The organism is Leclercia sp. 1548 (genome assembly GCF_050435045.1).
GTDB lineage: Bacteria > Pseudomonadota > Gammaproteobacteria > Enterobacterales > Enterobacteriaceae > Enterobacter > Enterobacter adecarboxylatus.
Genome location: NZ_JBNDJP010000006.1, coordinates 255,007 through 278,923 on the forward strand (window position 1 = coordinate 255,007; position 23,917 = coordinate 278,923).

Annotated in this window: 19 protein-coding genes; 6 read left to right on the forward strand and 13 right to left on the reverse strand. The window is 53.2% G+C overall.

The window, feature by feature from the left end:
* The first annotated feature begins 4 nt into the window (after positions 1-4).
* Positions 5-1,051, forward strand: a complete 1,047-nt coding sequence (gene fbpC / locus ABIE02_RS17310) for a ferric ABC transporter ATP-binding protein (RefSeq protein ID WP_336994859.1) — start codon at positions 5-7, stop codon at positions 1,049-1,051.
* Between the two features lie 414 nt (positions 1,052-1,465).
* On the opposite strand, the gene ABIE02_RS17315 is transcribed toward fbpC, so the two are convergent.
* Complete coding sequence (locus ABIE02_RS17315) at positions 1,466-1,981, reverse strand: GNAT family N-acetyltransferase (protein WP_059308644.1); 516 nt, start codon at positions 1,979-1,981, stop codon at positions 1,466-1,468.
* Positions 1,982-2,200: 219 nt separating this feature from the next.
* On the opposite strand from ABIE02_RS17315, the gene ABIE02_RS17320 reads away from it, so the two are divergent.
* Entirely contained in the window at positions 2,201-3,097 is an 897-nt protein-coding gene (locus tag ABIE02_RS17320) for a LysR family transcriptional regulator (protein ID WP_059308645.1), read from the forward strand.
* Between the two features lie 16 nt (positions 3,098-3,113).
* Here ABIE02_RS17320 and ABIE02_RS17325 read toward each other — a convergent pair whose 3' ends face one another.
* The 5 genes from ABIE02_RS17325 to ABIE02_RS17345 all read right to left on the reverse strand — a co-directional run bounded on the left by ABIE02_RS17325 (position 3,114) and on the right by ABIE02_RS17345 (position 10,386).
* Positions 3,114-4,310 (reverse strand): MFS transporter, encoded by a 1,197-nt coding sequence (locus tag ABIE02_RS17325; RefSeq protein ID WP_336994860.1) that lies wholly within the window; start codon positions 4,308-4,310, stop codon positions 3,114-3,116.
* Between the two features lie 139 nt (positions 4,311-4,449).
* Complete coding sequence (locus tag ABIE02_RS17330; protein ID WP_336994861.1) at positions 4,450-5,415, reverse strand: NAD-dependent epimerase/dehydratase family protein; 966 nt, start codon at positions 5,413-5,415, stop codon at positions 4,450-4,452.
* Between the two features lie 416 nt (positions 5,416-5,831).
* A complete protein-coding gene (locus ABIE02_RS17335) occupies positions 5,832-7,394 on the reverse strand; it encodes a carbohydrate porin (RefSeq protein ID WP_059308648.1) in 1,563 nt (520 codons plus the stop codon).
* 20 nt (positions 7,395-7,414) lie between these two features.
* A complete protein-coding gene (locus ABIE02_RS17340) occupies positions 7,415-8,791 on the reverse strand; it encodes an MFS transporter (protein WP_059308649.1) in 1,377 nt (458 codons plus the stop codon).
* 26 nt (positions 8,792-8,817) lie between these two features.
* The gene (locus tag ABIE02_RS17345) at positions 8,818-10,386 is read right to left on the reverse strand and encodes a family 78 glycoside hydrolase catalytic domain (RefSeq protein WP_059308650.1); all 1,569 of its coding nucleotides are present in this window, start codon (positions 10,384-10,386) and stop codon (positions 8,818-8,820) included.
* A gap of 191 nt (positions 10,387-10,577) precedes the next feature.
* Here ABIE02_RS17345 and ABIE02_RS17350 point away from each other — a divergent pair, with 191 nt between their 5' ends.
* Both ABIE02_RS17350 and ABIE02_RS17355 read left to right on the forward strand, forming a co-directional pair.
* On the forward strand, positions 10,578-11,393 hold the full coding sequence (locus tag ABIE02_RS17350) for a helix-turn-helix domain-containing protein (protein WP_059308651.1): 816 nt from the start codon (positions 10,578-10,580) through the stop codon (positions 11,391-11,393).
* Positions 11,394-12,141: 748 nt separating this feature from the next.
* Positions 12,142-13,452 carry a hypothetical protein gene (locus ABIE02_RS17355; protein ID WP_141242344.1) on the forward strand — a complete coding sequence of 437 codons (1,311 nt, stop codon included), beginning with the start codon at positions 12,142-12,144 and terminating at the stop codon, positions 13,450-13,452.
* Positions 13,453-13,820: 368 nt separating this feature from the next.
* On the opposite strand, the gene ABIE02_RS17360 is transcribed toward ABIE02_RS17355, so the two are convergent.
* The 5 genes from ABIE02_RS17360 to ABIE02_RS17380 all read right to left on the reverse strand — a co-directional run bounded on the left by ABIE02_RS17360 (position 13,821) and on the right by ABIE02_RS17380 (position 18,756).
* Complete coding sequence (locus tag ABIE02_RS17360) at positions 13,821-14,807, reverse strand: aldo/keto reductase (protein WP_059308652.1); 987 nt, start codon at positions 14,805-14,807, stop codon at positions 13,821-13,823.
* Positions 14,808-14,832: 25 nt separating this feature from the next.
* A complete protein-coding gene (locus ABIE02_RS17365; RefSeq protein WP_077227020.1) occupies positions 14,833-15,861 on the reverse strand; it encodes an alpha/beta hydrolase in 1,029 nt (342 codons plus the stop codon).
* 16 nt (positions 15,862-15,877) lie between these two features.
* Positions 15,878-16,924 (reverse strand): NAD(P)-dependent alcohol dehydrogenase, encoded by a 1,047-nt coding sequence (locus tag ABIE02_RS17370; protein ID WP_059308654.1) that lies wholly within the window; start codon positions 16,922-16,924, stop codon positions 15,878-15,880.
* 16 nt (positions 16,925-16,940) lie between these two features.
* The gene (locus tag ABIE02_RS17375) at positions 16,941-18,158 is read right to left on the reverse strand and encodes an MFS transporter (RefSeq protein WP_103791808.1); all 1,218 of its coding nucleotides are present in this window, start codon (positions 18,156-18,158) and stop codon (positions 16,941-16,943) included.
* Positions 18,159-18,291: 133 nt separating this feature from the next.
* Complete coding sequence (locus ABIE02_RS17380; RefSeq protein ID WP_336994862.1) at positions 18,292-18,756, reverse strand: cyclophilin-like fold protein; 465 nt, start codon at positions 18,754-18,756, stop codon at positions 18,292-18,294.
* Positions 18,757-18,872: 116 nt separating this feature from the next.
* Between ABIE02_RS17380 and ABIE02_RS17385 the strand changes: the two genes are divergently transcribed.
* Positions 18,873-19,772 carry a LysR family transcriptional regulator gene (locus ABIE02_RS17385; protein WP_059308656.1) on the forward strand — a complete coding sequence of 300 codons (900 nt, stop codon included), beginning with the start codon at positions 18,873-18,875 and terminating at the stop codon, positions 19,770-19,772.
* A gap of 238 nt (positions 19,773-20,010) precedes the next feature.
* Here the strand turns inward: ABIE02_RS17385 and mmuM are convergent, their stop codons facing one another.
* On the reverse strand, positions 20,011-20,943 hold the full coding sequence (mmuM, locus tag ABIE02_RS17390) for a homocysteine S-methyltransferase (protein WP_270735676.1): 933 nt from the start codon (positions 20,941-20,943) through the stop codon (positions 20,011-20,013).
* On the reverse strand, positions 20,930-22,327 hold the full coding sequence (mmuP, locus tag ABIE02_RS17395) for an S-methylmethionine permease (protein ID WP_059308658.1): 1,398 nt from the start codon (positions 22,325-22,327) through the stop codon (positions 20,930-20,932). The genes mmuM and mmuP overlap by 14 nt, the downstream gene beginning before the upstream one ends.
* Positions 22,328-22,766: 439 nt before the next feature.
* On the opposite strand from mmuP, the gene ABIE02_RS17400 reads away from it, so the two are divergent.
* Positions 22,767-23,876: an AI-2E family transporter gene (locus ABIE02_RS17400; protein WP_032616736.1), complete on the forward strand. Its 1,110-nt coding sequence runs from the start codon at positions 22,767-22,769 to the stop codon at positions 23,874-23,876.
* The last annotated feature ends 41 nt before the right edge of the window (positions 23,877-23,917 follow it).

Genomic DNA, 23,917 nt, shown 5'->3' on the forward strand with positions numbered 1-23,917 from the left:
CACTATGACTCAGAAACATTTTGTTGAACTGCGTAACGTGACCAAGCGCTTTGGCGCGAACACGGTGATTGAAAACATCAACCTGGCGATCCCGCAGGGAGAGATGGTGACGCTGCTCGGCCCTTCCGGCTGCGGTAAAACCACGGTACTGCGTCTGGTCGCCGGGCTGGAAAAGCCCACCAGCGGGCAGATCTTTATCGACGGCGAGGACGTGACCCACAGCTCCATTCAGCAGCGTGATATCTGCATGGTGTTCCAGTCTTACGCCCTGTTCCCGCACATGTCGCTGGGCGAGAACGTCGGCTACGGCCTGAAGATGCTCGGCGTACCGCGTGGGGAGATCAAAACCCGCGTCAAAGAGGCGCTGGCGATGGTGGACCTGGAAGGCTTTGACGATCGCTATGTGGATCAGATCTCCGGCGGCCAGCAGCAGCGCGTGGCGCTGGCCCGGGCGCTGATCCTCAAACCGAAAGTGCTGCTGTTCGATGAGCCGCTGAGTAATCTTGATGCCAACCTGCGTCGCAGCATGCGCGACAAGATCCGCGAGCTGCAAAAGCAGTTCAACATTACGTCGCTGTACGTCACCCACGATCAGAGCGAGGCCTTTGCGGTCTCGGACACCGTGCTGGTGATGAACAAGGGCAACATTATGCAGATTGGCTCCCCGCAGGATCTCTATCGCCAGCCCGCGTCGCGCTTTATGGCGAGCTTTATGGGCGATGCCAACCTGTTCCCGGCCAGCTTCAGCCACGAGTCTGTGGCGATCCACGGCTACCGCCTGCCCCGTCCGCTGCACTTTGCCGCCCAGGGAACCGGCACCGTGGGCGTGCGCCCGGAGGCGATCACCCTGAGCCAGCACGGCGACGAGAGCCAGCGCTGCGTGATCCGCCACGTCGCCTATATGGGGCCGCAGTATGAGGTGATTGTCGAGTGGCACGGGCAGGAGATTTTGTTGCAGGTGAATGCCACACGTCTGCAACCGGATGTCGGGGAGGCCTATTACCTGGAAATTCATCCGTACGGGATGTTTGTGCTGGCGGATGCAGCCTAGGTTGTACTCCCTTTCCATTCAGGAGGAGATACCGCGTGCCGCTCATGCGGCACGCGGTAGTTCAATATGCTTTTCCGTTCGGATTTTATCACGCCATAAGCTAGCTGCGGCGGTTTCTCAGTTCTTCGAGCCGCGCTCTTCTCCTGTTTTCTCTCTGGCTTTCAGCTATTCCAACAGATGCCTCATTCTGCCGTTGCACCTGAACGCCGCCACTGCAGGTGCGGCGGTAGTTACGATGAGCGGTGAGAATTTCGGAATGCACGTGTTGGGTGTAGTGAGATGAGCGTCCGCTATGAGCGAGGAGCGATCAAAACAGAGATGATTATTCGACAACGATTACGTCCAGTTCCGGTTGTTTGTAGTCAAGGGCACAACTCCTTTACCGCTACCCCGTTTGCACGGAGTAGCCAACATCTAAGCAGGCTTGCGAATATTAAGTTCATACACCACACATGGCACATCGTAATGCTGCTCTATGGCTTTGTAAGTCATACCTAACCTCTGCATCACACGCTGCGAGGGGATATTTGCAGGATCGGCAACAGCAACCAGATAAGTTGCTCCTACCTTTTCCGCCGCGTAATCAACGATCGCTTGAGCTGCCTCTGTTGCATAGCCCTTGCCATTGTGTTCCGGCACGAGACGCCAGCCAATCTCTAATGGTGCGCCATCCACGTTTGCCAGATGCTGGAGGCATGCTGCACCAACGATCATCCCAGAGGACTTCTCTTTGATAGCCCACCATGAGAAGTTGTACTTATCCCAACGTGCCTGGACTCTTCTGATACCTTCCCAGGTTTCTTCGGGCGTTTTAACGATACCTCCGGTGATATAACGCATCACACTGGCATCACTATCCATTACCCTCAAGCCTTCGTAATGAGAGTCATCATAGGGTTCAAGCTTTAAACGGGGTGTTTCTAAATCCATCTACTTTGCCTCGCACTTGAAGATATGACTTTCGGTGAACTTATCCCAATAACTCAACATAACACAATGTAAACAACGTCGGCTTCTGGCAGAGAGTGGACAAAATGATTAAGTAGAGGTCCGCTATGAGCGAACAACGGACTTTCAAAGAGGATGACTGTAAAATCATTCAGGAAAAAGCTTAAGCCGAAAGGTTTGTTCATTACACGGAAAACGTTCATGCGCGAAGATTTTAATGACTATCTTGCGTTCCTTGCTGTCGCGCAGGAACGGAGTTTTACCAGAGCTGCTGCACGGCTGAATATTTCTCAATCAACGCTGTCTCACATTATCAGACGTCTTGAGGAAAGGCTCGGTATGCGGCTACTGATGCGTACAACGCGCAAAGTGGCGCCCACCGATATCGGTGAAAAACTTATGGCCGCGCTTGAACCGCGCCTCAACGCCATAGAAACAGATATCTCTGACCTGCTTCGTTTTCGCGACACACCTGCGGGAACGGTAAGGCTCACGGTTTCAGACCACATGCTGCATGAGTACATCTGGCCGGCTCTGGCCCCGGTCCTTAAACATTATCCTGATATTCAGGTCGAACTGTCCCAGCAAAACGGCTTTATCGATATTGTTGAGGGGCGCTTTGATGCTGGAGTCCGGCTAGGGGATGATGTGGTCAAGGATATGATAGCTGTCAGGATTGGGGCTGACTGGCGGCCTGCCGTAATTGGATCTCCGGACTACCTTGCCAGAGCCGGTAAACCTTCACACCCTTCAGAACTGGCTGGTCATAACTGCATCAATATCAGACATTCCGGGGCCGGGCAGCTGTACGCATGGGAGTTTGAGAAAGGGGATGAGAAACTGAACATGAAAGTTCAGGGTCAGCTGATATACAGCAGCGTTTATCCGATGCTCACGTCCGTTGAGGCTGGGTATGGACTGGCATATGTTCCGGATAATCTGGCCGAACCCGGGATAAAGCAGGGGAAGTGGGAGAGAGTGCTTGAGGACTGGAGCCCTGTTTTCAAGGGCTATCATCTTTATTATCCCAGCCGGCGACAGATGTCGCCGGCACTGAAAGTTATTATTGATGCCTTACGCATCCCTTCGGCGGGTTAGGCGGCCTGTCTGGCATTCATTTTCCTGCCAGTGAGCGACGCCCGGGCAGGACGGCAATAATGGCAGAGGCTACCAGCAGGGCGGTGGCGAGCATGAAGGTGCTGACCCAGCCCTGGTGATCAAATAATTCGCCGCCAGTGAATGCGCCCATTGTAATGGCGAACTGAATCAGGGCGACCATTAGGGCACCGCCAGCCTCCAGTTCATTCGGAATAATCCGGGTCATCCAGGTATTCCATACGACAGGAATGGGAGTCACAAGTATGCCCCATACCAGAAGCAATGCTCCTGTGGCGGCGGGTATGTGTCCCAGCCCCGTGAGCAGACCTGCGACGATCGCCAGGCCCGCCGGTAAACCGGTGAGAGCTGGCAGCAGATTATCCCTGACAAAAAAACCTGAGATCAGCGTTCCCGTCAGACCTGCGATGCCTACGCCCAGCAGGAACAGGGAAATCATGTTGATGCCCAGTCCAGTGACGCTTTCGAGGAAAGGACGCAGGTAAGTGGACAGCGAGAACTGTCCCATGAAGGCAAGCGTCACGGCAATCATGCCCAGGGCGAATGTCCGGCTGCGTAACAGGGATGCTATCTGTCTTATGCTGGTATCACGTTGCGGCGGCAGTTTCGGTATGACGACCATCTGCCATATCAGGCAGATCACGCCCGCAGGTACCACGGTAAAGAATGCACCCCGCCAGCCGATGAGGCTGCCCAGAAAGCTTCCCAGCGGTGGCGCCACCACGAACGCCAGTGCGGTCCCGCCCTGCAGAATGGCGATAGCTTTAGGGACACTCACGGGACGCACAACCCGTACCAGAATGGCCGTAGAAAGCGACCAGAATCCCCCAATAGATATACCAATCAACGCACGCCCGAACATAAACATGCCGTAGCCGTGAGCAGATGTGACGATGACCCCGGACATCACCATCACAAGGGTATAGAAAATCACTGCTGTACGCCGGTCGAAGCGGGCAAGCAATGTGTTACCAAACAGGCTCGTAATCACCGCAAACAGCCCGGAAAAGGCAATGGCCTGACCCGCCTGGCCTTCCGTGACCGACAGATCATTTGCAATTGGGGTCAGCAGACTGACCGGCATAAATTCTGATGAAACGAGGACGAAGCACAGCAGAGCCATGCTGATGACTGCACTCCAGGCAGACGTCATTTCGGGCGCACTGAAGCCGCCCGCATTAAGCGGTTTATTCATAGATAATTTCTAAAGATGATGGTGAACAGTTACCACAGGCTCACAGCCTGCAGTCAGATAAAAAAAGCAGGATGACGGCGGAGCAGCGATTTCAATCTGCCCCGCCTGAACAAAGGTTAAAAACGTATCTGCGTCGTGATCAGCGTGAAGGTGACTCTACCTGCCCCTGGGCGATCAGGGCCTGAACGGACTCATGGATCGCTTCCAGGCTGCTGTAACGGGGCTGGTAACCCAGCCTGACGCGGGCTTTCTCAATGGAATGTGAAGAACTTCGCACCACATGCCCTCTGGAGTTTTCAGCAAACTCAGGTTCAAGCCCGGCAAGCCACTCGTCAAAAGGCTGGAACTTCAGGGACGGTTCCCTGCCAAACCAGCGGAAAACGGCTTCAGCGTAACCCCTGAGCGTGATGGCCTGGCCGGATACCGCATTGAAAATTTCACCTACTGAAGCAGAACGGTTTTCAATGGCCTTAATGATAAGCTGTGCGACATCAATAGCATGAACATGATGTACCGTTTCACTTCCGAGATTAGGCAGTGCCAGCGTTTCACCACGGGCAATACGCGAATACACTTCAGGATTAGAATTCCCCTGAGGCGTGGTCGGTACCCATCCTTCACCGACAATATGTCCCGGACGGAAACAAGTAGCCGGGAAGCCAGACAGCCGCGCTTCACGCATCAGCCAGGCTTCGCTTTCCGCTTTACCCTGTCCGTAAGCATCAATCGGGCTGACAGGATCTGTTTCCAGAGAGGGGACTGACACATAACGACCGTAAACCCAGATTGAACTGCAGAAAAGATAATGCTCAATCCTGCCGCGAAGCGCTTCAACAATTTGCTGCGTACTGCCGAGATCAAATGCAATCATGTCGATGACAATATCGGCCTGAAGCTCAGCAATACGTTGACCAAAGGTTCCTTTCTTTTCTTCTTCCAGCCGGTCAATAACAACGTTTTCGATGAGAGACCATGCGTAATGAGGGCGATAAGGCTTTGCTGCGCCCCGGCTGACGTTTACCACCTGGTGACCCAGTTCAACCAGCATTGGCACGAGATAAGAGCCCACGTGGCCACTGCCACCAATGACAACGATACGAGACATAGCTTTCTCCTTAATGTATTTCCGCAACGGCTTCTGAAGCTATCCCCTGCCGGGAATGGCTCAGTCAGAAAGACATAGCCTGAATGCTTGTATTAACAAGAAAGGTATTGTAGTGCGCACTGCCATGTTTGACTTTAGCCCAATTCAGAATGCTTTTATGTCAAAAAACTAATAATCACGAGAAATTGATTTATAGCAGCATGAATCAGACACCGGAATACGGGAGGCATTTGAGAACGAACGACACGACCTGCAGTAACTGAGTAAGAGCAAGCCTGCAGTAAGCCAGTGGCGGACTTTCCCTTCGCCGGAGTCAGACGTGGCCGGAAAGATGGCCACGTCTGAAACACCCAGAATGTATCGACGGGAACAGTCGCGATTTTATGTTTAATCACGATCCACTGCAGTCAGCTCACTCAGAACCAGATTTCAGCCTGAACACCGAAATTCCAGGTACCACCTGCAGTAAAGCCTTCACTGCCAAAATCATCATTCAGGGCATAGCGATCAAGCTCTTTATCCCAGTCCATGTAAGTGGCAAAGAAGCGAATTTCAGGGCGGGCCTTGATATCGAAAACATTGCCGACCTTAAATGTCGGGGCGAAGGTTAGTTTATAGAATCCACCCTTAACTGGCTGATAGGTCTGCACCCCCTGATCAGAACTATAAGTGCGTCCGTTAGGATCGAGATCCATATATTGCCAGGACGCTTCATACAGTAGCGCAAAATGCGCTGTCAGTGCCTGCGATGCGCGGAAATTGAAACTTGCCCAGTCATAGCGGTCACCCTCCCGGTAACGGTCTTCACTGTGCTGAGCAATCACCGATGGCGCCAGCTCCCAGTTATTCCAGACGGGGAGTATGCCATAGGATGCGAGACGTACAGATTTGGCATTTTCGGTCAGATCTCCATCGCTGCCGGGTTGTCTCGCTTCAGCACCAAGCCCGCCACCATACTGGAGAGCCGTTTCAGACATGCCTTTAGCCAGCCCGTAAAACTGCTGTTTATCGTGATAGGCCAGCATGGCGTAGTAACCATTTTTAGCTGTGTTATCCGAGCGGTAAGCATAACTGCCGGTTGTCGAGGTATTATCCTTAAGATCATCATTCCCCTGCGCAGTCATACCGGTAAGCATGAGCTGCCAGTTGTTATAGGAATGATTCGCCGTAAACATGACGTTCTGAATGTCGTTTTCTTCATAGCGATCGCTACCCAAATCGCCAAAGTTTCGGCCATAAACGGAATAAGCTCCCTGCAGGGTGTCTCCCCATTTGACGTCATAAACCCCGCCTCCGGTCCCCCCAAGGAACATGATGTCGCTGTCCGTAAAGTGAATGTCAAAATTATCCCTGTCGAAGCGTTTTCCTGCCCAGATATAAGCATCGTTAAACGGTCCGGAGAACTCACTGAAGCCTCCCATTTCCACATAGAGCTGTCGTACGTTGATATGGTGACTGTTATTGTCCTGCACCCACGGATCGGGGTTTTTAGCGCCATCCGCAATCATTGTTTTAAAATGTGCCCATGAACCGTCACTGAAGGTCATGCGCTTTCCAAGACTCAGTTCAAGGTAATTATCTTTTTCATTACCCAGTCGTCCAGTATGCGCATCATCATTCAGGGAGCTGGCCGGAGAAACACCCGGCCCGCCTCTGCCGCCTTTTCCATGGCTATTAATCAGAAGACCAGTACGGGCATAAGCACTGAATTCCATACCATCAGTCCCTTTATTAATTTCCTGCTTTTTACTGACGGCCTCAACCTGTTTACTGGTGACTTCATTTTGTTTCGATAAGTCAGCCAGTTTTTTTTCTGCATTTGCTGCACGGCTTTCGGCTTCCGCCGTTTTTTTCTCAGAGATATTAAGTCGTTGCTCAAGTTGCTGCAGTCGCTGCTCTACCGTCAGCTGTACGGCATTAACCATTCGGGGTGAAAAAAGGGCGCAGCAAATCGCTGCGTAAATTACAGAGATACGCATGAAAGTGTCCTTATAATTATTTAAATAACGGCTGCTTTTTTATTTTCGTTATCTGATGGTGAATGCTGAGCAGCATCCAGATCCGCCCGGATATCTGCGTAGGTATCATCGAGCCTGTAAAATCTACCCATCCAGACCATCGATGCGATAATCAATATTGCTGGTATATAGAGATAACAGGCTTTAATCGCAAACAAAGCCTCCGCAGATTGCGTTGCATTGGCAACATACCCGCCGGATGAAAGCAACAGGCCTGTTATTGCGCCAGCAATGGCCATAGCGACTTTTCCCAGGAAACCATTAATGGACGTTAAAATACCTGCCGTGTTAATACCTGTTTTCCATACGCCATAATCCACAGGATCTGCCTGCATGGAGAAATAGATGGCAAGTCGCTGGCCAGCTCCCAGGGACAGAATAACGGCACCGACAATAAGTCCCATATGATTAACGCCTGAGGCAATCATGATTGCCATACCAATAAGGTTTATAAAACTGGCAAAAAGATACACGTGCCGTTTCTTCATTCTGGCTGCCAGCACCGGAACGGTCAGTGTTCCAAGCAGCGGCACAAATGTTGTTATCCCCGCAATAATCGCTGTCAGTTCGGTGCTGCCGACATAGTAATTAAAGAAGTAAACCAGCGCCCCGGTCTGAAAGAAAAATGCCCCCCACATCAGGAAGATATTCATCGCAAATATTTTCCACGGGGTATTTTCCTTCAGGCCCAGCCAGGCACGACTAAGCGTCATACGCTCCTGGGTTATCGTGATTTTTTCTTCAACGTTCTTAAAACTGACCAGCAGGAAAAAGGTGGCGATCACACCAAAAATAATCGCGGTATAGAGGAAGCCCCGCTCCTGATCGCCCCGACCGAGCGAAGCAACCAGTGGTAGCGTGGCCACTGCCACAATGGTCGAACCCAGTGAGCCTAATAAAATGCGCACTGATGACAGCGTCGTTCTTTCCTGCGAATCAGCCGTGATAAATGGCAGCATTGCACAGAACGGGATATTCACCAGGGTATAAAGAAAAGAGAGACAGAGATAAGTGATAAACGCATAAATCAGCTTTCCGGTAGTGCCGAAGTCAGGGACATAGAAGGCCAGAACGCACATGACACCGAACGGAACGGCACCGACCAGTAACCAGGGGCGGCAACGTCCCCAGCGGGTACTGGTATTATCAATAACCAGTCCCATCAGGACATCAGCAACACCATCCACCAGTCTTGTTACAAGGAACATAATGCCAACGTAGTAAGCCGGCAACCCCATGACATCGGTATAGAAAAACATCAAATACAATGAAATTAACTGCCAGACCAGGTTACAGGATAAGTCAGCGATGCCATATCCAACCCGCTGGCGCCATACATTCAGTGAAGTATCAGCCATTTTATTGTCTCTTCAATCACGAGTATTTAAAGTCCGTACTGGCGAATAAACCAGGACGGGGTGCAACTCCAGGCATGGCAGTAACTGTTAATAAGCTTGCTGCCATACGGAGAGAAGTCGGGATGTTCGGGATCGAAGAGTTCCCAGAACGTGTCTACGCCGTATTCGACCATTTTCCCCCAGTATTTTTTAATTTCCTCGATCGCCCGTTCGCGCATACCCGTTTTTAATAACGCGGCGATAAAGTGATGTCTCATGTATGGCGTATTCATACCAATTTCCGGGGATGAATGAAGGAGGTTTTCCATCACTGTCCGCTGGTGAGCACCGTCGCCGATATCGGCCAGTACCATCCAGATCTGCGTTGCGTAGCTGATTTGTCGTTCGGCACCACTGACATACAGCCCTCTGGCTGGGTCCCATAATCGCCGGGCACCTGCCATCAGCCGGCTTAACGTGGCGGATAAACGCTCACATAACTCCGGCTGGCAAATCTGTGCAAGCTGTATTGCTTTATGCAGACAGTAGATCAGCACCCCCTGTGACGGGCCCTGTTTATTCAGTTTTTCGTGCCAGTCAATAAATGACCACCAGTCGCTGCTGTCTGTTACAAGGCCGTCAGTGTCACAGCGATCCAGAGCAAGCTCAATTTGTCGTAACGCGATCGGCCAGAGTTCTTTTGCGGTGGCCACATCTTGAGTTTCAAGCACGTAGTCATTCAGGATATCGACATAGAAGAGTGAATAGTCGAACAGGAAAGTGTCATCAGCGATCACATGAGGTCTGGTAAATATATTGGCGGACACCATGCCATCCTCACGCCGGTGGCCTGAAAAGAGATAAAGACAGCGACGTACGAGATCATGGTTCTTAAAGGTGACGTTGTTAACCAGCGCCTGCAGTCTCAGATCGCCCAGCCACAGCCTGCGATCCCGTTTAGGCCCATCCTCAAAAACTTCCTGCATACAGTTACGCAGTGTCAGGACTGATATCTCATCAATGCGCCTCAACTGCGCATCGCGGGTATCACATGCCGGGTGTGTTTCCGGAGCAGAACTGACGGTTTCAAAAGTCACATCCGTTAAACGAAGCTGATATTTGGGGGATAAAGAGACAACAGTGATTTTCAGATACCGGAAACAGTAACGCCGTGAAAGCTGGATCGTGGAAGGAATAACATCAATGTATTCGTCGTGCTGCTGCAGCCAGCTGCTGCTTAGCCAGCCCTCATATTCGCTGAATGGCTCGGCAATCTCGCACAGTGTTTCACCAAAGGTGAACCGGAGGTGTGCAGGTGCATCAGGCGGGCTGCCTGTGTAATCACAGGCGAACGTCAGCCAGCCCACCCCGTGCGTCCCGAAATCGAGAATAAGGCTGTCTCCGGTGCTGAAGCTCTTTTGCAGATAAGCGTCCGCGGTGTCTATAGGCTCCATACTCCAGCCATGCACTGCCTGCGGATCTTCGCACAGGCGAATGGCATTAAGCGGACAGGTTTTTCTTCTGCGTATGACCGGTGTCAGCTCAGCGGCCTTATTCAGGAAGACGGGCTCCCTCATCATGGTCATATGACTGTTCGACTGTATGGCTTGCGACATATACTTCCCCTCTAGAATTTCCTGAAGGATATTCGTCCCGGGTATGTGGCAACCACCCTGCGGCTGCCAAGTCAGCAGAGAAAGTGGCAGTGGATGTGAGATTACAGGTGGAAGGTTCACATTTTGTAAAACCTCCGTTTCTGTACCGGCACAATTCCTCTATTGTTGCCCTCAGTAACCAGGAGGTATGTATGAACAATCTGACGATCACAATGTATTTCAATGCCGACAGCGATAAGCTTGCGTTGTATAAAAGCGATCCGGAAGATAATGGCTGTGAACATACTCATGAATTTGACGAGTTAGTAATTGTTGAACAGGGGCATGGGCTGCATGTTATTAATGGCAGGCCTCTGTTTGTACAGCAGGGGGATGTTTTTTATGTACGAAGAACAGACCATCATTTTTACGACGAGCTGGGAACGCTGAAACTGATTAACATTCTGGTTAATCCGAATGTTGATTTTAATTACCTGAGCCGGATGGAAGGTCTGCTTGAGCGGATATCGGCAGGTAACCTGAGTTCATATGTCTGGTTACCCCCGGGGATCCGAATGGAATGCAATTCACTGGTCGATCAGATCTTTAATTCGGTACAGCCAGTTGAGCAACGGGAATATCTTTTTTTCAGACTGGTTATGGTCATTACCGAAGCCCAGTACAGGGCGCAGAAAAACAATACACGTTATAAATTACATAAACTTCTCAACCATCTGCAGGAGAATTGTTTTGAACAATATGACTGGGATCTGCTGGCGTTAAATTTCCATTTAACGCCCCGGACCATGTTCAGGCATATTAAAGAAGCCACCGGAATGACACCCGAGAATTACATAAAGAGGCTGAGACTCCTGTCTGCCCGATCAAGGCTGCGTGAAACAGAGATGACCGTGACCGAAATTGCTTTTATGTGTGGTTTTACTAACAGCAATTATTTCACCACTTTATACAAAAAAACATTTGGCGTGACGCCGTCTGATGACCGGCGTAGTCATATCGCCATTTAACATTGTACCGTTTAACCGTGGCACAGATCTGGTGAAAATACAGGATCGGACAGTACGCCAGCCTCTAAGTTTTAAGCCGTAGGCAACCGGAAATTCCGGTGCCTGCCCTACCGCGGTTTAAGGGGCTGTTCGGTTTTTTTGCAAAGTCGGATCTGGACTGATTAGACGTATGGAAGGGTGAGCGAGATACGGCAGAAAGGGGTTCAAAGCAAAAGGCAGGTGAAAATGGAAGGTCCGCTTTGAGCGAGAAGCGGAAGTATGCAACTCCAACAACTAGATGATTAACATTGAGTGTCTTAATCAACGGGAGCAGGTAACAGGTAAACTCATCCAAAGGTAGGATGCCTTACCGAGCACTATTAGCGACGCTTAGAAAGGTGATGGGCTATGCTTCAATTGCAGGTGGGGACTATCTGAGTAAGGGACATTTGACATAACTAATTTTAGATTCCTAGGGGGATCTATGATCTGTTTACTCCGTATTTTTCTACCAATCGTATTCCTCATATACCCTTTGATTACCTTCGCTGTACCGCTACAGATTATCGCTGTCGATCCTGTTTTAGGCCCTATTTGCCAGGGCCCTCTAGGGCCTGGCCAATGTGCCGCTGTTCAGAACTATATTCAGATGCAACAACAACCTGTGCAATTCCAGTTGCAGGTAATAGGGAGCCAACCGGGAATCGGACCTATTTGTGCAGGACCATTGGGTCCGGGCCCATGCGCTGCGATACAGCAATATTTGAAGATGCAACAGTTAAACACGGCTCCTGCCTCGTTACCGCAAACATTTAATGTGATTAATAACGTACCCAATGTTGGCCCAATCTGTAATAGTCTGAATGGGCCTATGCCTTGCAACCTTGTTCAACAACAAGCATTAGATCAATTTCATGGTGTAATTCCGGCACCAATTTCTACTGTTAATAAGTCCCCACAGGATCTAGCGATCGAGTGTGCCCGTAATTACGGGTTAAATACGTCAGCATTCATTGGGTGTGTTGGCCATCAAGTTATTTTGCCTAAGAAGCAACAGCAAGTACTTGATTGTGCAGTTAGTAACAAAACTGCTGAAGAGTTTGCAAATTGTGCAGCACCGGAATTAGGGATTTCACTTTCCCACGATCAGGAAATTGCTGTGAACTGTGCACAGAGGTCAGGGGGCGATACCGTTGATTTTGTAACATGTGCTGGCGATAGCTGGATAGCTAAAAATGTAAAATTACCAGCCAGAGAGCGCAAACTGATGGCCTGTGCCCGTGATAGTGAAGGTTCAGATGATTTTCTCACATGTGCTTCTAATGAGTTAGGTGACGGTCTATCCAGCGAGCAACAGGCCATTATAAAATGTGCTCAAGAGTCTAATGGTTCCAAATCAAACTTCTTAAGCTGTGCTGGTGAAGGTTGGATAGGTAAAAATCTCAGTAATGATCAGAAAGCCGCAATCCGTTGCGCACGAGATAGTTCCGATACGTCAGATTTTGCTACATGTTCTGCGGATTATTTACTCGGAGAGAACGCAAGTAAAGAGCAAAAGGTAGCACTCAGATGCGCTGCGGAATACGGAGGTGATGCAACCCAGATGGCAAGCTGTGCCGGTGCAAATATGTTTAATTTACAACTTAATCCTGAACAGCAAATCGCAGTGCAATGTGTCGTGCAAACCGGCGGGCAACCTTATGCTGCGGCTGGATGCATGGCTACCCGGTTAACGGCACGCGAGCTTGTTAAATGTGCAACAGACGGATTTGGTGGTGACGGTTGCTTCGGAGACAGCAACGACTTAGTTGGTAAAAATGGTTGGGTTGCTAGAAATATGGGGCAGATTGCCGGGGGGCCAAATTCTGTTATCAACAACCCCGATCAGATATGGGGAGGGAGCAACTCTTTCCTCCGTAATCCGAACCAGATTTTTGGCGGGTCAAACTCATTCATTCGTAACCCAGTACAAATTTGGGGAGGAAGCAATTCTGTCTTTAATAATCCGGGTCAACTCGTTCCTAAACCTGTACAGGTAGGAACAGTTGGTGATACCAGAATCTGCATTCCTTGGTGTTAATAGGTGAAACCCAGCCGTATGTAAACGTACGGCACATGTACTTTTTGAGCTCGTTGGGTGAAGAATGAAAACAGGATTTGGACTGACCCCGCTCCATTAGACGATCCAGGACTGACCCCACAACAGTAGACAAATTCTGTCCTCACGGCGGGGTCAGTCCAAGCTGCCCTAACATTCAATCCTGTCTTAATATTTATAATGTCCGCTTCTGGCACAAAGCGGACGAGTTTGCTGGCTGAAGGTCCGCTGTGAGCGAAAAGCGGACATCTAAGAATTGATGAAAAGTACAACATCTTCAGGTAATAAATTTCGCCGAAATAATTTAATTACCGACCCGAAGGCCGGTAATTGTTAACATTGATAACCGTTTACCACGCGTAAGCTTCAGGTGCCTCCCCGCCTGGTCCCGGCCAGATGGTATCCAGCCTTTTGAGCGTATCGTCTGAAAGAGACAACGTCAGGGCATTGAGATTCTGACGGAGCTGTTCAACTGTACGCGGACCACTGAGCACGGCGCTAACCACAGGGTTCTGCAGCAGCCATGCCAGCGCGACGTCTGATGGTGTTTCCCCCAGCTCATCACACAGTGTTTCCCAGGCCTCCAGTTGCGGCCGCAGGCGGTTGATTTGTGCCTGCAACTGCGGTGTTGACCGGCGGCCACCGGCAATTTTTTTCAGCACGCCACCCAGCATCCCCATCCCGACCGGGCTCCACGGGATCATGCCGATGCCGTAATGACGGAGCGCCGGAATGACCTCCAGCTCAACCGTACGCTGGGTCAGGTTGTACAGGCTCTGTTCCGATGCCAGCCCCAGCAGGTTGCGCGCGTCAGCCTTGCACTGTGCAGTGGCAATATCCCAGCCAGCAAAGTTACTGCTGCCCACGTAGCTGATTTTACCCTCACGGATCAGCTGTTCCATGGCCTGCCAGATCTCCTCCCAGGGCGTGTTCCGGTCGATATGGTGCATCTGGTAGAGATCGATATGGTCCGTTTTCAGCCTTTTCAGGCTGGCCTCACAGGCGCGGCGGATATGGTAGGCAGACAGGTATTTGTCGTTCGGGCCCGTGTCCATCGGCTGGTAAACTTTCGTGGCCAGCACTATCCGGTCACGCTGACCACTGCGCGCTAACCAGTTACCGATGATTTCTTCGGATGTTCCGTAACCCTTTGCCATATCCGGTGACTGCGGCCCGCCATAGACGTCAGCGGTATCGAAAAAGTTGATACCTGCATCCACGGCTTCATCCATGATCCTGAAGCTGGCCGACTCATCCGTCAGCTCACCGAAATTCATGGTGCCGAGACCGATGCGGCTCACCCGCAGTCCGGTACGACCAAGATGTTTGTAGTTCATGTCAGATGCTCCTTAACTGAACACGTTATTTCAGATTTTTACGGAAAAAGTCTGTCAGCTTGTCAAAAGGGATTACGTCGGTACGGTCATACAGATCGACATGCCCTGCGCCCGGTACGATGTACAGTTCTTTAGGCTGACCGGCGCGTTTGAAAGCATCCTCGCTGAACTCTTTTGAGTGTGCCTGATCGCCGGTAATAAACAGCATCGGGCGCGGAGAGATAGTTTCAATGTCGTTGAACGGATAGAAGTTCATAAACTTGCCAATACTGCTCAACATCGGTTTCGTCGTCAGTTCTTCTTTCTGACCCTGCGGGGTGTAGCCGCCGCGTTCTGTGCGGTAGAAATCAAAGAACTCACGCTGAATATCCGGTGTGGAGTCATCCAGTTTGTTCACGGTGCCAGGGATATAAGCCGTCTCGCCGCCCTTAAACTCGGCTAACCGTTGCTCAATGGCTGACTGGATAAAGGCCTTACGTTGTTCTCCCGTCTGGGAATGATTAAGGCCATTACGGAACGCGCTCCCCATGTCATACATGCTGACCGTGGCAATGGCTTTCATACGCGGGTCAATCTTGGCGGCACTGATAACAAAACTTCCGCTGCCGCAGATACCCAGCACACCGATGTTATCCGGATCGACAAACGGCTGTGTGCTCAGATAATCAACCGCCGCGCTGAAATCATCTGTGTAGATTTCCGGTGAAATCAGGTGCCCCGGTTTGCCCTCGCTTTCTCCCCAGAAAGAGAGATCGATAGCCAGCGTGACAAAACCCTGCTCCGCCAGCTTCTGCGCATAAAGATTTGAACTCTGTTCCTTAACGGCTCCCATCGGATGACCCACGACGATAGCCGGGTGTCGGGTGTTCTGGCCCATCGTTTTCGGGATAAACAGGTTGCCGACCACGGCCATCTGATACTGGTTTTTAAAGGTGACTTTTTGCTGCGTCACCTTATCGCTTTTATAAAAATTATCGGCTCCACGGGACATATCCGCCGCAGAGGAAGCAAATGCACTGATCAACAGCCCCAGCGCTAACGTAAATTTTTTCATGATGGTCTCCTTATTATTAAGCCAGGGTGGCGTTATCAATGACAAACCGGTAATGCACATCGCCCCTGAGCATGCGCTCATAGGCGTTGTTAATCTGATCGGCTCGAATAAGCTCAATGTCGGCGACAATGCCGTGTTGGGCGCAGAAATCGAGCATCTCCTGCGTTTCAGGAATGCCGCCAATCATCGACCCGGCAATCGACCTGCGCTTCATGATGAGGCTGAACACTTCTGGCGCGTCATGCGGCGTGGCTGGCGCACCCACCAGTGTCATCGTGCCGTCGCGTTTCAGCAGTGCGGTGAACACGTCGAGGTTATGCGGTGCAGCAACGGTGTTGAGGATGAAATCGAAGCTCTTTGCATGGGCTTCCATTTCGCTGGCATGACGGGAGACCACAACTTCATCTGCACCAAGCGCTCTGGCGGCGCCTCTTTTGGACTCAGACGTGGTAAAGGCCACGACATGCGCGCCCATGGCGTGCGCCAGCTTGATCCCCATATGCCCCAGCCCGCCGATACCGACCACCCCGACCTTTTTGCCGGGACCCGCCTGCCAGTGACGCAGCGGGGAGTACGTTGTGATCCCCGCGCACAGCAGCGGTGCCACGGCGGCCAGCTGCACTTCCGGGTGAGTAACGCGCAGGACGTAGCGTTCATGCACCACAATCTGCTGCGAATATCCGCCCAGCGTGTGGCCCGGTGCATCCGGCGTCGGGAAATTGTATGTCCCCGTCATATGGTCGCAGTAGTTCTCCAGCCCGTCGTCACAGTCACCGCAGTGCCTGCAGCTGTCAACAATGCAGCCGACCCCCACCAGGTCCCCTGCACAAAAACCGGAGACGTGATCGCCAACGGCCACTACACGACCGACAATTTCATGTCCCGGTACGCAGGGATAGAGCGTTCCGGCCCATTCAGCGCGTACCTGGTGGATATCCGAATGGCAGACACCGCAGTACGCGATATCAATCTGCACATCATGGGCACCGGGGGCGCGACGGGTGATATCCATCGGCTCCAGCGGCAGTGTGCCCGCATGGGCACCGTAAGCTTTAACTGTCATGGCATTACTCCTGGGTTTATGAATGGTCTGCGGCAGAAGTGTCTGCCCGCGAGGTCAAAAAGATCAGTACGGTTGCGATAATCAGCATCGCGGCGCTGGCCAGGAAGGTGCTCTGGTAGCCGTGATGGTCGAAAAGCAGGCCGCCCACCGTCGAACCGAGGGCAATGGACAGCTGCACCATCGCCACCATCAGTCCGCCGCCCGCTTCGGCATTCTGCGGGAAAGTACGCGGAACCCATGCCCACCATCCCACCGGTGCGGCAGTGGAAATCAGCCCCCACAGCCCGAGCAGCGCCGTCACGATGGCTACATCACTGCCGAAGGCAATCAGTGCCAGCGCAGTGATGGCCATCAGCACCGGGATGGCCATCAGGGTCGGGTAGAACCCGCGTTTCAGCACCCGGCCAATCAGGGTAGTGCCGATGAAACCCGCGACACCAATAACCAGCAGGACCAGGGTCACCGTTGCAGCATCCACCCGCGTCACCGTCTCAAGGAAAGGCCTGATGTAGGTAAAGAGCGTGAATTGCCCCATAAAGAAGATCCCCACACCCAGCATGCCCAGCGTGACCACCCGGCGACGAAACAGCATGAATACGTTGCGGGAAGCCGCGGCCTGACGGGTGACCGGCATGGAAGGCAGACTGAGTAATTGCCAGACAAACGCGATGATGGCGACCGGCACCAGGCAGAAGAAGGCACCCCGCCAGCCAACCACCGATCCGAGCCAGCTGCCCAGAGGGGCAGCCACGACGGTAGCCAGAGCATTGCCGCTGTTGAAAATAGCCAGAGCCAGCGGAACACGGTGCACCGGGACCAGACGCATTGCCGTCGCGGCCGACATCGACCAGAACCCGCCGACCACAATGCCAATCAGTGACCTGCCCGCCATGTAGGTCAGGTAATTGGGTGCCATCGCAATAACAGCACCGGAAATCGCCATAATGCAGGTCAGGCCGAGCAGCAGCGTTTTCCGGTTAAGCGTGCCTGCCAGCACGGAAATAAACAGACTGGTTACCACGGCAAATGCCCCGGAAATGGCGATGCCCTGTCCGGCCATGCCTTCGGTGACATGCATGGTCTGCGCCATCGGTGTCAGGAGGCTGACCGGCATAAATTCGGAGGCGATCAGGGCGAAGACGCACAGCGTCATGGCAAAGACACCACTCCAGTGCGCGGGATGTTTCCCGCTTCCGGTGGTTTTTTTTCTGTTCTCGTCTGTCTTATTACTCATTCAGGGATTTCTTTTCAGTAGATAACATGAAGTCTCCTCCGCGAAGCCTTCAGCACTGCAGGAGGAGCTGAAACGGCATACGGGGGCGGGACGGTGATAAGAGGAATAATCGCGGTGCGGAAGATGCTGTGGGTCAGTTGGCGACCCTGATCTGCACCGCAAGAGGTCCGTGGCGCTGCAGGACCGGCAGTCCGGAATCCACTTTCCCTAACGGGATCAGTGAACGGGCGTAATCCCTGCCCCGGGCAAAAATCGCCAGGTTGCCCCAGGGCGCGTAGTAAGTGATATCTCCGGCTTCCGGCGTCATACCGTCCGGTGCCTGTGCCGTAGAAAGCCTGCGCGGCAAGTTGCTTATGCGCTCGATATCGGCATAGTCTTCCAGCGTCAGGCTGAGGGGAAGCAGAGACGCAAAGTCCCGGCCTGTCGGCGTATCAAAGAGGGTGGCGGTGGCGGTTTCTCCCTCCACAATGATCTCAATTTTCACAAGCGTCTCCTGAACGACTCCCTGGTCGTTGTCACCCGCCATTGCGGACTGCGTGACGAAAAGCAGGCCGGCAAGGAGCAGCAACAGTGACGTTCTGCGGTAAGCGTTTTGCATAAGGGTTAGCGTTGACTTTTTCATCGCATTATTGTTACCAATATGCGGTGGGTTAACTAGCTAATGAATCCTTAATGACCTTATAAGTAAAATTTATAAATAGACCGGAAACAATCATGGCCAGACGCAATCTCAACGACTTACTCTCTTTCGTCACCGTGGCGCGTGAGGGCAGCTTTACGCGCGCAGCCGCGCAGCTTGGGGTGACCCAGCCCGCACTGAGCCAGGCGATTTCCGGGCTGGAAGAACGGATGCAAATCCGCCTGCTGACAAGGACCACGCGCAGTGTGTCAGTGACGGCTGCCGGAGAGCGACTGCTGCAGTCTGTGGGCCATCGTATTGATGAGATTGAAGCCGAGCTGGACATGCTGACGGCACTGCGTGATAAACCTGCGGGGACAGTCCGTATTACTTGTGGACCTAATGTTCTGAAGACCACGCTGCTGCCAAAGCTGACACCACTGTTACGCGAATATCCGGATATTCATATTGAGTTTGATGCCAACCACGGGTTCCGGGATATCGTTGCGGATCGTTTCGATGCCGGCGTGCGGCTAGGAGACACTATCGACAAAGATATGATAGCCGTACCCATTGGCCCGAAACTGCGCATGGCGGCTGTAGCTTCCCCTGAGTATTTCGCCCGGTGCGCCGCTCCTCAGACGCCACGCGATCTGATGCAACACTGCTGTATTAATGAGCGCATGGTTCAATCGGGGAAAATCTACGCCTGGGAGTTTGAGCAGGAAAACGGCAAATTTCACGTTCGGGTTGAAGGCCAACTGACGTTTAACACATCGGAACACGTCGTTGATGCCGCGCTTGCCGGACTGGGCATTGCCTTTTTACCTGAAGAGGAGTTCGGCACACATCTACAGGAAGGAAAACTGATCCGCGTACTTGAAGAATGGTGCCGTCCTTTTCCCGGTTACTATCTTTATTATCCCAGCCGTAAACAACCCTCTCCGGCTTTTTCACTCGTTGTGGATGCGTTGCGTATTAACCGGAAAATGTAACGCTGAATTATCGGGCCAATATTTCAGGAACGGACGTGAACGTCCGCTTCTGGCACAAAGCGGACATTCCGGCCTTTTACATTCGTTCTGCCCTTATTCAGCCCATCCTTCAAGGATCAGGCCAGGCACACGCTCACATTTCCGCATATTGTCCTGGCCGCAGTCAGCGCGCCCCTAATCTCCGTGGTTGCATCTACCGGGGCGCGGTCCTATGAGAGGGAGAAGTCACGACATTTTATTACCGCTGTGCGTTCAGATCCGCAATATCCTTCGGTGTCGTCCGGCAGCACCCGCCGATCAGCTTCGCCCCTGCCCCCAGCCACTGCGGCAGATAGCCCGCCAGCGTTTCACAGGCTTCGCCGTGATGGTGCCAGGTTTTGCTGACCGCATCGTAGTGTTCACCCGAGTTCGGATAGACCACCAGCGGCAGCGCGGTCAGGCTTTGCAGATGTTGCAGCGCGGCGGTGGTGTTCTCAAGGGCAATACAGTTAATGCCCACGGCAATCACCTGCGGGTAATGTGCCAGCGCAGCGACCACGTCGCGCAGCGGGGTGCCGTCGCTCAGGTGCTCGCTGTCGCGCAGGGTGAACGAGAACCACGCCCGGGCGCGCGGGTAAGCAGTCAGCAGATCGGCCAGGGCCTTAATTTCAGCAAACGACGGCAGGGTTTCGCAGGCCAGCAGGTCAGCCCCGGCATCCAGCAGCGCTTCCACTCGTGGGCGGTGAAACGCGGCGAACACCTCAGCGCTACGCGTATAGTCGCCCCGGTACTCCGATCCGTCAGCCAGATAGGCACCATACGGCCCGACCGAACCGGCCACCAGCAGCGCACCCGCCTGCGGATTTTCTGCCAGATACGCCTCGCGTGCCTTACGCGCCAGTTCAACACTTTTACCAATCAGCGCCCGGGACTGCGCCTCGTCCAGCCCGCGGGCGGCAAACCCGTCCGGCGTGGCCTGGTAGCTGGCGGTGATCGCCACCTGCGCCCCGGCGCGGAAGTAATCGAGGTGGACGTCGCGGATCAACTCCGGGTTTTCCATTAACACTTTGGCCGACCACAGGCTGTCGGTCAGGTTACAACCGCGCGCTTCCAGTTCCGTTGCCATCGCCCCGTCCAGCACCACAAACGGCTGGGTTTCCAGGAGGGCGGTAAGCGGATTATTCTGCGACATGTTCAGGCTCCTGCGTTTTCAGATGTTGAGTAAGGTAGTACGCGCCATAGCACAGCGCCACAAACGGCAGCCCACAGTAAAGGGCAATACGCTGGCTCGGGTCAAACGCCAGGCCGACGCAGGCCACCAGGCACAGGATAAAGCCCAGCACCGGCACCAACGGATACCAGGGGGCGCGGTAGTGCAGATCGCCGAGCGGTTTCCCGGCCTGCAGATGACGACGGCGGAAGACAAAGTGCGAGGCGCAGATGCTGATCCACACTGCCACCACCGCAAAGCCCGAAATGGCCGACAGCGCAACAAACACCGTGTCCGGGGCGACCACGCTGGAGAAGAGCGCCAGCACGCCGCCGAGCATCGACACCGACAGCGCCGTCAGCGGCACGCCGTTTTTGTTCACCCGGGCAAAGCAGCGCGGCAGGGTTTTCTCGTTCGACAGGGACCACAGCATCCGCCCCGAGGCATACAGCCCGGAGTTGGCCGCCGAGAGGATCGCCGTCAGGATCACAAAGTTAACGATATCCGCCGCATACGGAATGCCGACCTTCTCAAACACCAGCACGAACGGACTTTTTTCCACCCCGGCCTGCTGCATGGGGATCAGCGCCGCCAGCACGAATACGGTGCCGATAAAGAAGATGATCAGGCGGGCAATGGTGGTGCGGATCGCCACCGGAATGACCTTGTGCGGGTTTTCAGTTTCCCCGGCGGCGATACCGATAAGCTCGGTGCCTGAGAAGGCAAAGTTAACCGCCACCATCGTCATCAGGATCGGCAGACCGCCATGCGGGAACCAGCCTTCGGCGGTGATGTTCGCCAGCCCGGGCGCTGCGGAACCGTCCTGCATCGGGATAAAACCAAAGATTGCCGCCCCGCCGAGGAGGATAAAGGCGATGATGGTAATGACCTTCACCAGCGAGAACCAGAACTCCCCTTCGGCAAAGAAGCGGGTCGAAATGACGTTGAGGGCGAAAATGACCGCGCAAAAGACCACGCACCACACCCAGACGGGCACCTGCGGGAACCAGTACTGCATGCAGAATCCGGCGGCGGTAAAGCTCGATCCCAGCGCCACCGTCCAGGTGAGCCAGTAGAGCCACGCCACGGTGTAACCGGTCGCCGGGCCGAGATAGCGCGCGGCATAGACGTGAAAAGCGCCGGTCTCCGGCATCGCTACCGAGAGCTCGCCCAGGCACTGCATCACCAGCCAGACCACCAGCGCGCCGATCAGATAGGCCAGCAGCGTTCCCGCTGCGCCCGTGGTCGAAATAATGTAACCCGTATTAAAAAACAGCCCGGTGCCAATCACGCCGCCAAGGGAGAGCATGATCAGGTGGCGGGTCTTCATGGTGCGCTGTAGCTGCCCGTTTTGTTGTGTTTGCATATCACCTTCTATACGTATGGACATCTAAACATCCAAAAGAAGGTGTGTTTATACCGCGATTGTTAACAAATTGCTAGCCATGCACCAGACGAAGACGCGCGCGACGGGCGCTCAGCCGGGGTCGAACCGTGTAAATGACGTAAAGATAGGGTCGCCATGCCATAAGACACCTCCTGCAAGTCGATACTTACAGCATGTGCCGCACAGGCCGGTTCGTCGGTCAGGCGAAAGTAGGATCTGTTTTTTATCCGCTAAACTGCCGGGCGTTGCGGCCTGCTGCCGGATGGCGGTGTTGTCATACCCGGCGTGCGTAGGGCTGCTTCTCCAGGCCGGCGCGAGCGCATCGTCGCCGGGCAATCGTCCCCTACGAAAGCATGAGAATGTTAATTCATGCAAAACACTCTATAGTCGTAGTGTTTCATTAATAAAGGATGAGCTAATGCGATTTAACGGACTGACCAAAGGGTTTTTCATTCTCATACTCCTGATTGTCACCTGGGCGTTTTTTGATGTGCTGTCGCCCTACTTTTCGGCGATCCTGTGGGCCGCGATCCTGGCAGTGATTTTCTACCCGGTCAAAAACACACTGCGTATTCGGATGGGCGATCGTAACGGGCTGGCGTCGCTGTTGAGCGTACTGCTTATCTGCCTGATCGTCTTTATTCCCCTGATGGTGATCTTTTCCTCCCTGGCCTTTGAACTCAATATTGTTTACACGCGCCTGCAGCAGAACGACACCCAGTTTTCCGGGGTGTTCGCGAGTCTGTTCTCGCATCTGCCTGACTGGGTGCGCGCGCTGATGATCGAGCACGACCTGGATACCGCCACGCAGATCCAGCAGAAGCTCTCTGAGGCGGCGTTAAGAGGCGGGCAATACCTTGCCGGCAGCGCGTTCCTGATTGGTAAAGGGACCTTTGGCTTCGCCATCAGCTTCGGCGTCATGGTCTATCTGCTGTTTTTCCTGCTGAAAGATGGCCCCTGGTTGATGCGCCAGATCCTCGACAGCCTGCCGCTGTCGAATTTCGCCAAACAGCATCTGTTTGCCAAATTTGCCGGCGTCGCCAGAGCGACGGTAAAAGGCACCGCCGTCGTGGCGTTAGTGCAGGGTTTGCTGGGCGGCATCGCCTTCTGGGTCGTCGGAATTAACGGCAGCATTTTGTGGGGCGCGCTGATCGCGTTTCTGTCACTGATCCCGGCGGTCGGCTCGGCCATTGTCTGGGTCCCGGCGGCCATTTACCTCTTCGCCACCCACCAGCTATGGCAGGGCCTGTTTATTGTCGGGTTCTTTGTGCTGGTGGTAGGGCTGGTGGATAACCTGCTGCGTCCGCTGCTGGTGGGGAAAGACACCAAAATGCCCGATTACCTGATTCTGATCACTACCCTCGGCGGGATGGAGATTTACGGCATCAACGGCTTTGTCATTGGCCCGCTCATCGCCGCGCTGTTTATTGCCTCCTGGAATCTGCTCTCGGGTCGCGATCATGCCGGTAATGCCGAAGAGATTGACGATGCGATTATCGAAGAGGGGAAAAATTCTCGAGACTTATGAATAACAAGCATTATCATCCTATAGACGCTATCGCGACCTAA

Bases quoted from the DNA above. Each gene is read 5' to 3' on its own strand.
- ABIE02_RS17355 (WP_141242344.1), top strand. From the start codon at position 12,142: ATGCAACAGTTAAACACGGCTCCTGCCTCGTTACCGCAAACATTTAAT.
- ABIE02_RS17350 (WP_059308651.1), top strand. From the start codon at position 10,578: ATGAACAATCTGACGATCACAATGTATTTCAATGCCGACAGCGATAAG.
- ABIE02_RS17375 (WP_103791808.1), bottom strand. From the start codon at position 18,158: ATGAGTAATAAGACAGACGAGAACAGAAAAAAAACCACCGGAAGCGGG.
- ABIE02_RS17330 (WP_336994861.1), bottom strand. From the start codon at position 5,415: ATGTCTCGTATCGTTGTCATTGGTGGCAGTGGCCACGTGGGCTCTTAT.
- fbpC (WP_336994859.1), top strand. From the start codon at position 5: ATGACTCAGAAACATTTTGTTGAACTGCGTAACGTGACCAAGCGCTTT.
- ABIE02_RS17340 (WP_059308649.1), bottom strand. From the start codon at position 8,791: ATGGCTGATACTTCACTGAATGTATGGCGCCAGCGGGTTGGATATGGC.
- mmuP (WP_059308658.1), bottom strand. From the start codon at position 22,327: ATGCAAACACAACAAAACGGGCAGCTACAGCGCACCATGAAGACCCGC.
- ABIE02_RS17315 (WP_059308644.1), bottom strand. From the start codon at position 1,981: ATGGATTTAGAAACACCCCGTTTAAAGCTTGAACCCTATGATGACTCT.
- ABIE02_RS17380 (WP_336994862.1), bottom strand. From the start codon at position 18,756: ATGCAAAACGCTTACCGCAGAACGTCACTGTTGCTGCTCCTTGCCGGC.
- mmuM (WP_270735676.1), bottom strand. From the start codon at position 20,943: ATGTCGCAGAATAATCCGCTTACCGCCCTCCTGGAAACCCAGCCGTTT.
- ABIE02_RS17365 (WP_077227020.1), bottom strand. From the start codon at position 15,861: ATGAAAAAATTTACGTTAGCGCTGGGGCTGTTGATCAGTGCATTTGCT.
- ABIE02_RS17320 (WP_059308645.1), top strand. From the start codon at position 2,201: ATGCGCGAAGATTTTAATGACTATCTTGCGTTCCTTGCTGTCGCGCAG.
- ABIE02_RS17325 (WP_336994860.1), bottom strand. From the start codon at position 4,310: ATGAATAAACCGCTTAATGCGGGCGGCTTCAGTGCGCCCGAAATGACG.
- ABIE02_RS17400 (WP_032616736.1), top strand. From the start codon at position 22,767: ATGCGATTTAACGGACTGACCAAAGGGTTTTTCATTCTCATACTCCTG.
- ABIE02_RS17360 (WP_059308652.1), bottom strand. From the start codon at position 14,807: ATGAACTACAAACATCTTGGTCGTACCGGACTGCGGGTGAGCCGCATC.
- ABIE02_RS17385 (WP_059308656.1), top strand. From the start codon at position 18,873: ATGGCCAGACGCAATCTCAACGACTTACTCTCTTTCGTCACCGTGGCG.
- ABIE02_RS17335 (WP_059308648.1), bottom strand. From the start codon at position 7,394: ATGCGTATCTCTGTAATTTACGCAGCGATTTGCTGCGCCCTTTTTTCA.
- ABIE02_RS17345 (WP_059308650.1), bottom strand. From the start codon at position 10,386: ATGTCGCAAGCCATACAGTCGAACAGTCATATGACCATGATGAGGGAG.
- ABIE02_RS17370 (WP_059308654.1), bottom strand. From the start codon at position 16,924: ATGACAGTTAAAGCTTACGGTGCCCATGCGGGCACACTGCCGCTGGAG.